Raw genomic sequence first — 12,295 nt, 5'->3', positions numbered from 1 at the left:
GCTTCCCTCCGCTACCGCGCGACCCGGGGAGCGGCCGATTTCAGTTCGTCCACCCAGGCGCGGAACGCGGAGAGGATCGGCTGCACGTTCTTCTCATCCGCCCACCCGGCGAAGCCGATGAAGCCATCACGGTTGAAGGTGACTGCCTCACGCCGGTCGAAGTAATAGGCCCGGCAGTAGATTTCCGCCGCGATCCCCGTCCCGATCCGCGTGATGCGGGGCGCCCCGGCGGCCCGGTAGCCCTCGATCAGGCCGGACGAGCGCAGGGCGGCGTCGATGATCTTGCGCAGCCCCTTCAGGCTATGCCCCGTCAGATCGGCATAGGTCAGGCCGGATGCGGCCCAGTATGCGCGGGCGTCATCCCTGGTCATGCCGCGCCCCCGGTGTCGGGTTGCGGCGCGACGGATGCCGGCCCGAGATCCCATCCGAACCCCATCTTCCACTCTACCATTTGTGATTTTCGCATCTTCTGGATCAAGCGGTCCGCAGTGCGGTAGGCATGGCGGGCCGCGACGCCGCGATCGGCGAGCAGGCGCTCGAGGATCCCGATACCCTGCGCGCCCTCGCTGCGGATCATTGCCACGAAGGCATCAGCCGCATCGCGCTGCGCCGCCGACGCCAGCATGACGCCGCCGACCGCCATCGGCCTGAACTCCGACTCCGCCACGCGCGTAAGCCGGGACGCTTCGCGCTCGATCTCGAAGAGGTCGACCGGCCACGCCGGCTCCTCACGTCCGGCATGCGGGCGCTCCCCGGCCAGCCGGTAGACGGCCTCGTGGAAAGCGAGAAGGTAGGCGCGGTTCGGGTTTTCGGCTTTCATTCTGTCACTCCATGCGCCGGCGGTCCTGCCGGCTCTTTCGGGCAATCGAACCTAGAGCCCGGGCGATCCCGGCTCGGCCGGGATACAGGCCTCGAGAAACTCCTGAACAAAGTCGATATGGATATCCTCGACGAAGACCTCGAGCGGCGCCTGGACGAAGCTGAACTCGAACCCGTCCCGGTATGGCTCCCCGCGGTTGGCGCTGGCGAACTTCAGCCCGTGCGCATCGAGCCGCAGGCTGGTCCGGTCCCGAACCGCCTCAAGGAGGCGGCGCACCTCGTCCGGCAGCAGTTCTGCCGCGAGCCCAGGCGCATAGTCAGGCTCGATGCCGACCACGACCCGACCGGAACCGATCCGGAACAGGTAAAGCGTATCGCCGTCACGCTCGGCGAACCGTACGGTCCGGAACGCGACCGGTGACGTGTTGCTGCTCATTGCCCGCCCTCCACGCCGGCGCGCCGCTGGCGCGCGTTCTCGATCTGGATGACCACGGATTTCGGCACCGGCTTCCCGGTGTCGCGATAAAGGAGCCCGACACCTTTCCAGTTGCTGCCGTCATCCGGATCGCGGCAGACGTCGCATCGCCCCATGGAGGTGTAGTAGCCCATCCCGCAGCCGGCGGTGTAGCGCTGCGGATACTCGCCCGCGCCATCGCAGGCGCCGCAGCGGCGGACGTAGTCAGGCAGGTCGTCATCCTCGATCTTCGTCTTCGGCGCGCTGTCACACATGGTGGTTACTCGCTGGCAGTTATTGTTTTTCGCAAACTAGCAGCAGATCGCCCATATGAAAAGAGGTGTCTGATTTTTTCGCATTTCTCTATCTCTCCCCTGCCGGTCTTGTTACGATGCGAAAATCAGACACCCGGAGCCAGCATGTCGACCCTTCTTTCCGCACTGATCATCTTCGCGCCGACCGGCATCGCCGGCCTCCTCATCCTGCGGTCCAACTGCAAGCGCCGGGCCGCAACCAGCCCCGGCGACCGCGCCCGGCGCTTCGACGAGGATCTGCACCTGGACATCGCGACCGACCCCTCGGCGATCCGCCGCGGCGTCCCTTCCGCCGATCGCGCATTCCCGAACGCGGATGCGGCTTCCGGAAACGCCAGGACCCGGCCCGCCAGTTCCGGAAGCCGCCGCGCCGAGCCGGCCTTGACCCGGCCCCACCACTCCGGCCGCACCGCGGCCATGGATGATGCGGATTTGACCACCGTGATCGCGGGCAGCAGCGGCATTTCCCACTCCGCGAGCGGTGGCGGCTGCTCCTCGTCCGCGGACGGCGGTTTCGACGGAGGAAGTTCCTGCGACTGATGCGCGCGGCGCGGCCTCAGGCCGGACAGGTCCGGCGCCACCCGGTCTTCAGAGGAGCGCCGGAAAGGCGATCCCGAACCCGACGATCATCGCCGGCGGCAGGAGGATGAGCGCGGGTCCCTTCAGGTTGGCGCCCCTGGCGACCGCGACGCTGCCGATAGCCGTGCCCACAGTAAAGGACATCGAGAGCTGGAACGTCGCGATCCAGTGGCCTGGTGCGTAGATCGCCGCACCCGCGAGCAGCATCGCGAAGAAGGCCGCGAGTGTGGCGGCCATCGCCCAGCCGATCCGGGCGTCGTGACCTCGAATCTCGTCGAGGAACTCGCGCACGTGGCTGTCGGCCGCGAGCGCGGCGAGCGCGGCGCGGCGGTGCAGGCCGAATGAAAGAAGCAACGCCGCAAGGGCGACGGAGATGGCGGGGGAGAGGAGGATCAGGGGAACCTGCGGCATCATCGTCGTCCTCTATCCGGTCTGCGGTTGCCCGGCAAGAGCGGGCAGGTCCGCCGGAGTTAATGCGAATATCGAATTTCCTGTTTCTCTTGTCTAGTACCCGGCCTATCCTTTGGCAAGATCCATGCCCCCCCGGAGACCCTCATGTCCGCCGCCCCCAGCCTGATCACCGCCTTCCAGTTCGTCCTCGATCTCGCCCGCCAGGGCATTCTGGAGGTCGACGATGCCGGAACGGAGGCCGAGGCCGTCGACCAGGTAGAGGATCTGCTCACGAACAACCACGAAGCGATCGAGGGCTTCCTCGAGGTGAAGGGCGGCGCGGACGTGCTGCGCGTCGATGGCGGCGGCTTTCCGGAGATCGATCTCGACGGGATCCGCGGGACCACCGACGATCCCGCCAACGACGCGATGGCGATCACCTTCGAACTTGCCTGCCGGCAGTTCCGCGACGGCGGCTACGAACAGGACACGCAGGTGACGATCGAGGGCGAGACCGCCCAGGCCGGCGAGCTGCTCGACATGGCCGGCGCCTTCTGGGAGCGTTTCGGCCGCGAGATCGGCGAGAACATCATCGACATCACGCTTCCGGAGGGCTTCTTCGATGAGCGCGCCGAACCCGGCCTCTGAGCCGCGGCGGGATCCGGCCCGCTTGCCCCCGACCGATGATGCCGAAGCCCTGACCGTGCTCGCGGTGCTGCGCTACTGCGCGGCCTCGTGGGTTCCGGAGGCCCGCATCGTCGGCAATATCCGCGCCGGCGACATCGTCAGGTCTCTCGAACCGATCATCAGCAAGGCGCTCGCCGCCGGCGTCGATATCCCGGACCTGTCGATCGAGGACATCGTCCAGTCCTACGATCCGGATATCGAGGGCCCGGAGGCCCCGGAGGCGTAAGGCGCGCGAAGCCTGGCGAACCGAGGCTCATCTATGCCGAAGGACCGGAATCCGCGCCGGAGGAGGCGGCGGGCGCGCCCTCCCCCTGATCCTGTCCGGGCTCCGAATAGCCGTGGCTGAGCCTGAGCTTCAGGATCTTCGCGCCGATCCGGCCGACCTCTTCAATCGACCCCGAGCCCCGGATCCGGACCTGGCCGGCCCGGCCAATCCGGCCCCATTGCACGACGAGCGCGCGTTCCGCGAAAAGATCCGGCTCGCTCCGGATGTTGTAGAACCGGAAGCAGTTCGCCTCCGGGTCGACCTTCTCGAGATAGATGTCCATGGGAAGACCCCCGGCAATCATGACCCTACATTTCGAGGTAGACTGCGGTTTTCTTCGCAAATCAAGTGTTTTGAACAGAAGGAGAACGTCTGGAGGCGTCAGATGCGCGAAGCTGCTCATGTTGTCCTCTCAAGCCGGGTCTGATCAGGGTGCCGGGCTCTCGATCCTGGAGTCTTCGTGGATCTGCTCGAGCCGGCAGATGATCCCTCCCACCCGCCCGGAGATATCGAGGCAGGCGTTGATCTCCTCGAGGATGCGGGGTCCGGCCACCGGATCTGCGATCGCCGTCCAGGGAATGACGATGACCTGGACCGTCGGATCGATCGGGCGGATCCGTGCCGCCTGAGCCTCCACCAGGTCGGGCAGGCCGTGCTTTTGCAGGCAAGCGCCATGCTCGTCCGTCGTCCAGGCGAGCGCGATATCCGTCTCTCCGAGAATCCGCTCGTCACGACCCTCGCCGAAGGCGAGAAGTCCCGAGACGGGTTTGCGATGGTAGGCTGCATTCATGGCGGTATTCCCCGTGGCCGATTGCGTCGACCGCGATCCTAGCCCGCAGGTGCGAAAACGGCGCTCCGGAAAAAGCGGGCTATCCGGGTTCAGAGGACCCGCGAGACGGCGCGCTCGATCGCTGGTTCGCACCAGTAGGTTCGGGCTGCAGTCCGGAGAGAAGCACCGCTATTTGCGGTGACTCCATATGTCGCCCGGGGGCACGCCGATTATGTTAGCGATGAAGTCCTCGATCCTTCGACTTTTACTCGTACCCCTGCAGACTTTGGAGACGGAAGGCCGCGTGACGCCGAGCTCCCGCGCCACGCGCGCGTGGGTGTATCCCCTCCTGGCAAGTTCGTGATTGATCGGATTCGAATGCTCTCGGGACGGCATCGGGGCGTCGCCAGGGGGCATTCTGAAGATATTCGAGATGAAATCCTCGATCCTCCGACTCTTGCTCGTGCCCTTGCAGACATTGGCGACGGAAGGTGGCGTGACACCGAGCTCCCGCGCCACGCGCGCCTGGGTGTACCCCCTCTTGGCAAGTTCGGTATTGATCGAGTTCAGACGCTCGCGGGACTGCACCGGCATGTCGCCAATGGACATACCGATTATGTTCGAGATGAAATCCTCGATCCTCCGACTCTTGCTCGTGCCCTTGCAGACATTGGTGACGGAAGATGGCGTGACACCGAGCTCCCGCGCCACGCGCGCCTGGGTGTATCCCTTCTTTGCAAGTTCGTTATTGATCGAGTTCAGACGCTCTCGGGACTGCATCAGTCACCTTATGATTAGGCTATCAACAGGTCGTAGTTGGATCATCGGGACCTTGCAAGGGAAACTGTTCGCGCGCGTCCTCGAGAAGTGGCTTAACCCGGGTATCGCGGCGCGCCGGACCAAGAACATGGCGCTGTCGGAGTTCGCGGAAGAGATCGAACGAACCGCGGGCAAGGTCGCCGCGGGTCGATCTCTGGCAGAGCTATTTCGGGGCGGCTCGATCTGCGCCGGGGCTCATGCTCCGAGGCGCGCACAGGCCGCGGAGGCCCGGCGGTCGAACAGGGGATCCCGCTCACCGTCCGCCCTCATGAGGACGCTTTCGAAAGACCCGTCGAAATTGGCGATGCAGGCCAAGCGTACTCCTCCGGGCTTTCCGTACAGATTTCCCGCCAAGGCGTCCCGCCATTGCGGGTGGATCTCGTGGATCTCTTCTTCCCGGAGCACCCGGTGCGGAGTCTCGCTGTCGATATAGGTCAGCCAAGCCTTCGTTTCCCAATACTCCGCGAGGAAGGCCAGGGCGCAACCGATGGTAACAAGTCCGGCCGCCATGGTGAGGTAGACAAGTGGGTCGTGCTTCTTGTTATCGATGGCCAGAAAGGCGAACACCATCGAGGTGAGAACAATGGCAAGAACGACGAGTGGGATTACGATATATTCCAATTCCGTCTCTCCAATCATGAACGCTTCGCCGCCGATCCGGTGCTTTCGCGTTTCCGCGCTCTCGCGGCCATCGATCGGAGGGTGAGCCGGTGGCCCGCCTCGGTGTAGAATCGGGCAAAACCCTGCCAAAGCGCCACCGTAAGTGGTTGTTTTCTTTGACGTCAGATTCGATCCCGCCAACAAGTCTGCCAGAACAGGCGCCAAAACCTTGCCAAACTGAGCACGCCCTCTATCGCTGGGTTTTTTTGAGAAAACCAGGGATGTCGGGAAAAAAAGAGCCCGCTCGGAGGCGGGCTCAGTTCACGTTTTCAGAACGAAGTCAAAAGCCGAGCAAGTCGGACCTCCGGTACAGGCGCATGCCAAGATCTGAAGGATCGGCAATCGGAGCTATTCCTGCACGGTCCAACTGTGGACGTAGCTCCCGATGATGAACGCGCCGCTCACGAGAGAGCGCCGCCAGGCCGACGTGATCGCGGGCGAAAACTTCCAGGGCCGCCTTCGGCACTTCCTTCCAGCTGCCGCTGCTCTTCTTAGCGAATACGGTTACCGATGGCAGAAGCGGTCCGCCGGGCCGGTCTGCGATGAGCGATTTGACCACATTGGGTGCCACGCCAAGCGTCTTCTGAACGGTGCTCAGCTTCACGGTCGATCGCGGCGAAAGCCGTCCGCGAACGGCTCGCAACTCCTCGGGATCGACCAACAGCGCGGCCAGTCCGCGAGCCCCCTCCTTGCGACGCGGGCGCTTGAGAAGGCCGGCCGTCAGCCATGGCACGAGGACCTCTACTCCGCACCTGGATCGGGTCGCGGCGTCGGCCAGGTCGAGAAGGTCTCTGCCATCGTCGTCATCGCCCAGCATTGGCACGACCCGCTCGAGGCTGTCGAGAAACTGATCGAGCGCCCGGCGCGAAAAGCTGATCTCCCCGATGCCATCCCCGTCCGCGGCCCGAATGATCGGGTGGATCAAACCGTGCCTGGCCAGTAAGTTGGCGTGGACCCTCGAGCAATTGAGGTAGTCCGGCAGCCGGACCTTCGGGATGGCATCCTTGAGGTCTGACGCGAGGCGGCTCCCGGCCTCGGCAGGAAACACGATGTGGGCCGACGAGCTGTTGACGTCTTCGGGTCCGGCAAGGCCGGCCGCGAAGACAAACTTGCGCAATCTTGCCGGGTGAAGTTTGAACTCGCGGTGCAAGCTCGCCACCGAATGCATGTGCCGCGTCTTCACCTCCTTGCCAAGGACGTTGGCTCCGGGAGCGATCGCGACCGTATCCAGTATGTGTTCCCGCATGAGATCGAGGATCGGACCGACATCGCTGCCGCGTCGGCCGAAATTCAGCCACTTGTAAAGGCTGCCATAGATTGCCTGAGGCCCGCTATGGCTCATCTCACCCTGATGCCGACACCGGATATCATGCAACGCCGTGCGGATTGCCGTCTCTCCCTCCGACGCCACGGCGAAGCCCTCGCGGCCCGCCTCGTCCCACATGTCCGGGGTGAAGGTGTCGAGATTCGCCCTGGGTCCATGCACCAGGACCACGCCGAGCATTTCGCAGGCGCGCACGGCCTGCTCGAGGGAGTTGGTTTCCAACCAGCCTCCGGGTGTCGAGACCGGCTGTTCCAGCCGCGCCACGGAGTAGGCATCCAGCGAAGACGGTGTGCGAGACCGCGCCGCGCGAACGAGAATCGGGATTTCACGGTGGAGTTCCGAGAAGAGACGGGCGTAGTCGTAGATCTTGTGCGCCGTCTCCTGCGGCCCCGAGGAGATGAGGACGACTTGATGGCGAAGGCAGGTCCGAACCGGGCGGAACTGCCAGATGTAGCGATAGTGGCAGTCGAGCTCGGCCCTTCCCTGCCCCCGGGCCAGGTCATCCTCGACGCAGAGCGGGCAAACCGTGAAGGACGAGCGCCGCAACAGCTCGCGGCTGAAGTCCTCTCCACGGGCGGAGTACATCCGGCCGCCGGTTGCTTCGACAGCACCCCGCGCGAGCGCGCATTCGGACACACCGGAAACCTCCGCCAGTCGGTGAATGGCCGCCTTCACGCCGTCGGCGAGGCTTTGCAGCGTCAACCCGATGTCACGCAGGATACTGTGTACGCTCCCGCCGAGATGAAACGCCGCCAATCGACCGGCAAACCCGTGGGCGGTCTCATCCGGATGAAGCGGCAGATAGGGTGTGAGAATCTCGTTCCCGCTCATCAAATCCCCCGTTTCGCGGTGTCTGCGCCCGCCGCGACGGTCAATTCCTCGGTTTGACGGACGAAGCCCGCCTTCGTCTCTGCGAAATATTCCACGTCAAAGGGATTGAAGGTGGACTTCCGCCCCGTGAACATCGCGAACGCCTTCGAATAGTCATTGAAGGACAGCGCCTTCGCCCCTCTTTCAAGCGCCGGGCGCGCGGCCATGATCGTGAGTTCGAAGCAGCTTCCGAAGCCATAGTTGACGGCGTGAAACAGGCGCGGAATGAACTCATCGTCCCGCGGTGTGGCAAGTCCGACATGACGGCACAGCGTGGCGAGGTAGTGCGACATCGCCTCGGCGTCAGCGGACTCCATGACCGGGTCGAGATGGAGCTTCAGAAACCGCCGCGACGCCTGCGGATCGAGGTCGGTGAAATTCGCGAGCTCGGGAATGCCGGAAAGGATGAGGGCGACCGCGTGATCGCCTTTCAGAAGTGTCTTGAACGTGTTGCAGACCTCGAGGACATCCGCGATCCGCCCGGCCCGGAAGACATGCTGGCCCTCGTCCACCCAGACGAGCCGGATTCCGTTCTGGACCAGGCGGTGGCGGGCGGCCTGCCAGATCTCCCAGCTCGGGCGGCTTTCCTTGATCACGCTGTAGCCGGTCTTCTCGATGATCGCGACGCCGAAACTCTTGAGCGTACAGGCCGGCGGCAAATCGATCCTGAGAACTTCCGGGGGCAGTTTTCCCCCGATCGGATCGACACCGAACTCCCTGCACAGGTTGCGCCGGATCAGGGTCGTCTTGCTGCTCCCGCTTTCGCCGGTCACCATCAGCCCGCGCGCCTCGCGGTCGATCCCGAAACGCGCCGGTTCGGGGAGGAGGCGTCCATCGCCCCCTCGGACGAGGATCTGGCCGAGGCGCTCGAGAAACTCGCCGTCGCGGAAGGAGCTGACATAGCGGTCGTTCAGCCAGGCCAGCTTCTGCCCGACGTCGGCGTCTTCCGGCAGCTGAGGGATGGACTTTGCCGTGGTGGTCATGGGTTACTCCAGGAAGCTGTCGTCGGCCGGAGGAAAGCCGGGATTGGAAGGATGGGGTGCGGCCGCGGCGCGCGCCTTTTCGCCGTTCCGCCCCGGCTTGCGCCGGGACTTGCGGGAGGTTTTTCTCGGAGGCGTTTTCGTCGCCGAACCGGGCGTCGGCTCGGGGCGCGGTGCCGGCACTACCGGGCTTGCGTGGAGCCCGAGGCCCGCGCCGTCCGCCATGATCGTTTTCGACGTTCGCAGGAACGCCAGGGACGTGTCCTCCATGCGGCGGATGACGGAATCCGACCATTCCCGCGAGACCACCGCATGCAATGCCGCCTCCCTCTCCGTGATCTCCTCGATATAGTCATAGACGCGGGCCCGGATTTCCTCGGCCCTAGCCTTGCGGCCGGCATAGTCCGCCTCCGCGCGCGCCGCGGCGAGCTGGACATGGGCGGCGCTCTTTCCGACAAAGGCGGGATCCGACACCGGCACCTGCAGCCAGGTCCCTGGCTCGACTTGAACCTCGATACTGCCCAGGTCGTCGGGACGCCAGCGGACATCGAAAGTGGTCGTCCGGTTCCGGTTCGCCCACCTTTGCAGGTCCGCGTCTTGATAGTCGATGTTGAACACCCGAAGCCCGGTCGCGTGGAGTTTCCGCTTCAGCGGAACACCGAAAACCCACCACGACTTGCGGCGATCGAGCGGCCGGACGCCGGTGTGGCGAACCGACGTCTCCCAGAGCTCGGCCGGCGACTTCTTGCCGAGGGAATGGCGCGGACGGTCGTGATAGTCATCGACGATCCAGCGGATCAGCACCTGGATGAAGCTCTCGAGGCGCAGGGTCGCGCGGGCCTCGGACGGGTAGTCTCCTCTTTGGAAGATGTTGGAAAACGTCTTGCCGGGAAACCGGCTGACGAGACGGGTGACGATCGTGCCGAACAGCCGCTCGACGCGCCCCTTGAGGCGTGGCGTTTTTCCCGGCCCGCGGAGAACCGTGCAACCGAGATCGAGCGCAGCGCAGCGAAACTCGAGCGATCTATAGGCGGGTCCGGCATCCGTATAGATGACTTCGGGAACGCAATGCATGTCCCACGGGCAGAGCGCCTGCACGGCGCCTGCCAGATGGTTTTTCGGCATCGTCACCATTTCGAGCGTTCGCAGGGCGTTTCTCGTCGTGGCGGTGAACGACACCTGCAACCCGAGAAAGGCGCGGCTGTAACGGCACATCGCCGCGCCGATCCAGACGCGAACCGGTTTGCCGGTGAGCCCGAAATCCTCGCGCTCCTTCTCGGAGAGCAGCTCGAGAATACCAGAATCCTTGAGAACGACGAACAGGTCCGCCTCCCACTCATCGATCTCGATTTCTTCTCCGGCGCGGCTGGTTTGCGGCCCCATTCCGATCGGCGCCCGCTTGTTCTTCACATAGTCGGCGCCGTAGCGGCGCAGATCCTTGATGAATGGCTCGACCTCCGCGATCGTGCGCCGGATCATGTCCCGTTTCGGGACGTCGAGCGCCGGACGCGGCGGATCCTCCGCCGCACGCGACCGGTTGAGCTTGGCGAACTCCTGCGTGACGGCCTCGATGATCAGCGTCTCGTGGTACATCTCCATGTTGATCTGTTTTTCGACGAAGATCTCGAGATGTGCCCGGACTTCACTCGAATAGTGGTTGGTGCGGTTTCCGCTCTGACAGCGGCGGTCGAGAAGCCCGTGCAGGCCATCGAGGTCGTAGAGTTTCGTCCACTGCCGCAGCGAGCGGGCACCGGGCGGGTTGTCGATGCCGACATCGCCGATACCGAATCGCGCCGATCCGACTTTGCCGGTCAACTCGGTGAATTTCGCGCGCGCAAGGAGAAAGAGCTCGTTCGAGTTCGCGGATCCTTTGCGGATATGCTCGTCGCCGTACGGAACCGGGTTTTCCGGTCGCGTCCGCATCTCCCGGTAGGCGAGGACGCAGGCCTCCTTGGCGACCGCGGCCCGCAGCGTCTTGATCGGAGTCGTCGACATCAGCATGTCGCGCGACTGCAGGCGCTTCGAGACGTGCTTCGGTGCATAGTATTCGTCGTGAATCCTGACCTTGCCGGTCGCGACGGCGCGGCTCATCACGCCGTGATCGATCACTTCCGTGATCTGGGGCGCCATGACCTGAGAGAGCGTCGTCACCTGCAGGTTCTGCGCGATGACCCTCCAGTCGACGCCCTGGTATTCCAGTCGATCGTCGGGATTGAAGCGATACCGGACCGGCGGGGCGAAATGGGTGCTCATTCACTCACTCCGCGGTCGACGACACTTGCGTAGCCGATCCGCTCCCGGTGGCGGAGGACAAGGACGCCGGCGGTGATCAGGCGCACGAGCGCGCGGTAACCCTGCCCGTCGAGGCCGATCTCTGCCACCAGTTCCCCCAGTGTCTTCGCTTCGGCCATGGCGCTGACGACGGCAAGTGCCGCAGCGTCGGCCTCCAGCTCCGGGTCACGCATGCCGTGCTGCAGTTTCGCGTTGAAGACATCGATCGGATCGTAGTGCTCTTCGGTGACCAGGAACGCCTGATCCGCGAAACCATCGGGCCACTGCCCGGCGACGAGTGCGAGTTCCGCTTCGAAATCAGTCTCGGCCGCGCGGCGCTTCGGTTTTACCGCGTAGACACGGCGGCGGCCATCATGGAGCGTCGCGCCGAGATCGAAGTAGTGCTTCTTCACGACGCCATCGGCATCGTGGTACCCGACGGGTGGAAGCTGCTCTGCGATCTCCGCGACGCTTGCCTCGTATTCGATGCAGAGGCCGCTGAGATACTCGCCATAGCTGTCGATCTTGAGGATCCGGGAGGGTCCCTTGGCAACCACGCGCTCGCCCTTGTAGCTGCCGCGGTTCGCGACCGCGACCTTTCTCGCGGCCCGCGACGCCAAGGGCGGCGTCCAGCGGGCGTATTTCGATTGATTGGTGTCGATCTCGTCCATTCAGGCAACAAATCCCTGTCCGGCGCGTGCCGCGCCGGCGCCGTGCAGCGCGCTGCACGGCCGATTACGCATGAGTTGCCGCGAAAGCCCTTGCGTCCCTGAACGGGACGTCTATGTTCGGGCTTGATAAAGCAGGCGAGGCAACTCGGCTAAGACTTCATGCGCGACCCCGGTCGCGCATTTTTCTTTTCATCCGTCCTTCATTTCGGCTCCTTCTGGCGGTGTCTCCGGCGGCCCGCTGCCGGTCGCGCGATTCGACTTAGCCAACGCGGCCGAAAAACCGAAAGCGGAAACTTCCGCGTGACGGCCGCCGAAGGGGATTACCACATAGAGGTTTCGGCGCAAGTATTTGAATAATATGCGAAAAATGAACGACCCCCGCAGACCTCAAACATGTGGATAACTACGCGCCGCGGCGCCGCC

At 64.2% G+C, this 12,295-nt stretch carries 16 protein-coding genes; 3 read left to right on the top strand and 13 right to left on the bottom strand.

From position 1 onward, the window contains the following. Positions 1–11 precede the first annotated feature (11 nt). From OM960_RS18715 to OM960_RS18700, 4 genes are read right to left on the bottom strand one after another with little or no spacing between them, the layout of a single operon-like run. Positions 12–371 (bottom strand): hypothetical protein, encoded by a 360-nt coding sequence (locus tag OM960_RS18715; RefSeq protein WP_264773011.1) that lies wholly within the window; start codon positions 369–371, stop codon positions 12–14. Beyond that, a complete protein-coding gene (locus OM960_RS18710) occupies positions 368–820 on the bottom strand; it encodes a hypothetical protein (protein WP_264773010.1) in 453 nt (150 codons plus the stop codon). Before OM960_RS18710 ends, OM960_RS18715 begins: the two co-directional genes overlap by 4 nt. Positions 821–871: 51 nt before the next feature. Then, positions 872–1,255 carry a hypothetical protein gene (locus OM960_RS18705; protein ID WP_264773009.1) on the bottom strand — a complete coding sequence of 128 codons (384 nt, stop codon included), beginning with the start codon at positions 1,253–1,255 and terminating at the stop codon, positions 872–874. Beyond that, positions 1,252–1,548 carry a hypothetical protein gene (locus OM960_RS18700; protein WP_264773008.1) on the bottom strand — a complete coding sequence of 99 codons (297 nt, stop codon included), beginning with the start codon at positions 1,546–1,548 and terminating at the stop codon, positions 1,252–1,254. Before OM960_RS18700 ends, OM960_RS18705 begins: the two co-directional genes overlap by 4 nt. Before the next feature lie 144 nt (positions 1,549–1,692). Here OM960_RS18700 and OM960_RS18695 point away from each other — a divergent pair, with 144 nt between their 5' ends. Then, positions 1,693–2,127 carry a hypothetical protein gene (locus OM960_RS18695; RefSeq protein ID WP_264773007.1) on the top strand — a complete coding sequence of 145 codons (435 nt, stop codon included), beginning with the start codon at positions 1,693–1,695 and terminating at the stop codon, positions 2,125–2,127. Positions 2,128–2,175: 48 nt separating this feature from the next. On the opposite strand, the gene OM960_RS18690 is transcribed toward OM960_RS18695, so the two are convergent. Beyond that, a complete protein-coding gene (locus OM960_RS18690; protein ID WP_264773006.1) occupies positions 2,176–2,577 on the bottom strand; it encodes a hypothetical protein in 402 nt (133 codons plus the stop codon). Positions 2,578–2,721: 144 nt separating this feature from the next. On the opposite strand from OM960_RS18690, the gene OM960_RS18685 reads away from it, so the two are divergent. Both OM960_RS18685 and OM960_RS18680 read left to right on the top strand, forming a co-directional pair. After that, positions 2,722–3,204 carry a hypothetical protein gene (locus OM960_RS18685; protein ID WP_264773005.1) on the top strand — a complete coding sequence of 161 codons (483 nt, stop codon included), beginning with the start codon at positions 2,722–2,724 and terminating at the stop codon, positions 3,202–3,204. A gap of 22 nt (positions 3,205–3,226) precedes the next feature. Next, complete coding sequence (locus OM960_RS18680) at positions 3,227–3,469, top strand: hypothetical protein (protein ID WP_264773004.1); 243 nt, start codon at positions 3,227–3,229, stop codon at positions 3,467–3,469. Between the two features lie 31 nt (positions 3,470–3,500). Here OM960_RS18680 and OM960_RS18675 read toward each other — a convergent pair whose 3' ends face one another. The 8 genes from OM960_RS18675 to OM960_RS18640 all read right to left on the bottom strand — a co-directional run bounded on the left by OM960_RS18675 (position 3,501) and on the right by OM960_RS18640 (position 11,872). Further along, on the bottom strand, positions 3,501–3,791 hold the full coding sequence (locus OM960_RS18675) for a WGR domain-containing protein (protein ID WP_264773003.1): 291 nt from the start codon (positions 3,789–3,791) through the stop codon (positions 3,501–3,503). Positions 3,792–3,935: 144 nt separating this feature from the next. Continuing rightward, on the bottom strand, positions 3,936–4,298 hold the full coding sequence (locus tag OM960_RS18670) for a hypothetical protein (RefSeq protein WP_264773002.1): 363 nt from the start codon (positions 4,296–4,298) through the stop codon (positions 3,936–3,938). A gap of 168 nt (positions 4,299–4,466) precedes the next feature. Beyond that, entirely contained in the window at positions 4,467–5,057 is a 591-nt protein-coding gene (locus OM960_RS18665) for a helix-turn-helix domain-containing protein (protein ID WP_264773001.1), read from the bottom strand. Between the two features lie 234 nt (positions 5,058–5,291). Beyond that, a complete protein-coding gene (locus OM960_RS18660; protein WP_264773000.1) occupies positions 5,292–5,735 on the bottom strand; it encodes a hypothetical protein in 444 nt (147 codons plus the stop codon). A 301-nt stretch (positions 5,736–6,036) separates the two neighbouring features. Then, positions 6,037–7,911, bottom strand: a complete 1,875-nt coding sequence (locus OM960_RS18655) for a TniQ family protein (protein ID WP_264772999.1) — start codon at positions 7,909–7,911, stop codon at positions 6,037–6,039. Further along, positions 7,911–8,933: a TniB family NTP-binding protein gene (locus OM960_RS18650; RefSeq protein WP_264772998.1), complete on the bottom strand. Its 1,023-nt coding sequence runs from the start codon at positions 8,931–8,933 to the stop codon at positions 7,911–7,913. Before OM960_RS18650 ends, OM960_RS18655 begins: the two co-directional genes overlap by 1 nt. A gap of 3 nt (positions 8,934–8,936) precedes the next feature. Next, the gene (locus tag OM960_RS18645) at positions 8,937–11,183 is read right to left on the bottom strand and encodes a TnsB C-terminal domain-containing protein (RefSeq protein WP_264772997.1); all 2,247 of its coding nucleotides are present in this window, start codon (positions 11,181–11,183) and stop codon (positions 8,937–8,939) included. After that, the gene (locus OM960_RS18640; protein ID WP_264772996.1) at positions 11,180–11,872 is read right to left on the bottom strand and encodes a hypothetical protein; all 693 of its coding nucleotides are present in this window, start codon (positions 11,870–11,872) and stop codon (positions 11,180–11,182) included. Before OM960_RS18640 ends, OM960_RS18645 begins: the two co-directional genes overlap by 4 nt. Between the last annotated feature and the right edge of the window lie 423 nt (positions 11,873–12,295).

Source organism: Defluviimonas salinarum (genome assembly GCF_026013545.1).
GTDB classification, from domain to species: Bacteria; Pseudomonadota; Alphaproteobacteria; order Rhodobacterales; family Rhodobacteraceae; genus Albidovulum; species Albidovulum salinarum.
This window is presented reverse-complemented; position numbering and strand designations above follow the sequence as displayed.

Excerpts from the sequence above, each read along its gene's own strand:
- OM960_RS18645 (WP_264772997.1), bottom strand. The coding sequence starts at position 11,183 with ATGAGCACCCATTTCGCCCCGCCGGTCCGGTATCGCTTCAATCCCGAC.
- OM960_RS18705 (WP_264773009.1), bottom strand. The coding sequence starts at position 1,255 with ATGAGCAGCAACACGTCACCGGTCGCGTTCCGGACCGTACGGTTCGCC.
- OM960_RS18685 (WP_264773005.1), top strand. The coding sequence starts at position 2,722 with ATGTCCGCCGCCCCCAGCCTGATCACCGCCTTCCAGTTCGTCCTCGAT.
- OM960_RS18715 (WP_264773011.1), bottom strand. The coding sequence starts at position 371 with ATGACCAGGGATGACGCCCGCGCATACTGGGCCGCATCCGGCCTGACC.
- OM960_RS18700 (WP_264773008.1), bottom strand. The coding sequence starts at position 1,548 with ATGTGTGACAGCGCGCCGAAGACGAAGATCGAGGATGACGACCTGCCT.
- OM960_RS18665 (WP_264773001.1), bottom strand. The coding sequence starts at position 5,057 with ATGCAGTCCCGAGAGCGTCTGAACTCGATCAATAACGAACTTGCAAAG.
- OM960_RS18695 (WP_264773007.1), top strand. The coding sequence starts at position 1,693 with ATGTCGACCCTTCTTTCCGCACTGATCATCTTCGCGCCGACCGGCATC.
- OM960_RS18660 (WP_264773000.1), bottom strand. The coding sequence starts at position 5,735 with ATGATTGGAGAGACGGAATTGGAATATATCGTAATCCCACTCGTCGTT.
- OM960_RS18655 (WP_264772999.1), bottom strand. The coding sequence starts at position 7,911 with ATGAGCGGGAACGAGATTCTCACACCCTATCTGCCGCTTCATCCGGAT.
- OM960_RS18650 (WP_264772998.1), bottom strand. The coding sequence starts at position 8,933 with ATGACCACCACGGCAAAGTCCATCCCTCAGCTGCCGGAAGACGCCGAC.
- OM960_RS18675 (WP_264773003.1), bottom strand. The coding sequence starts at position 3,791 with ATGGACATCTATCTCGAGAAGGTCGACCCGGAGGCGAACTGCTTCCGG.
- OM960_RS18690 (WP_264773006.1), bottom strand. The coding sequence starts at position 2,577 with ATGCCGCAGGTTCCCCTGATCCTCCTCTCCCCCGCCATCTCCGTCGCC.
- OM960_RS18710 (WP_264773010.1), bottom strand. The coding sequence starts at position 820 with ATGAAAGCCGAAAACCCGAACCGCGCCTACCTTCTCGCTTTCCACGAG.
- OM960_RS18670 (WP_264773002.1), bottom strand. The coding sequence starts at position 4,298 with ATGAATGCAGCCTACCATCGCAAACCCGTCTCGGGACTTCTCGCCTTC.
- OM960_RS18640 (WP_264772996.1), bottom strand. The coding sequence starts at position 11,872 with ATGGACGAGATCGACACCAATCAATCGAAATACGCCCGCTGGACGCCG.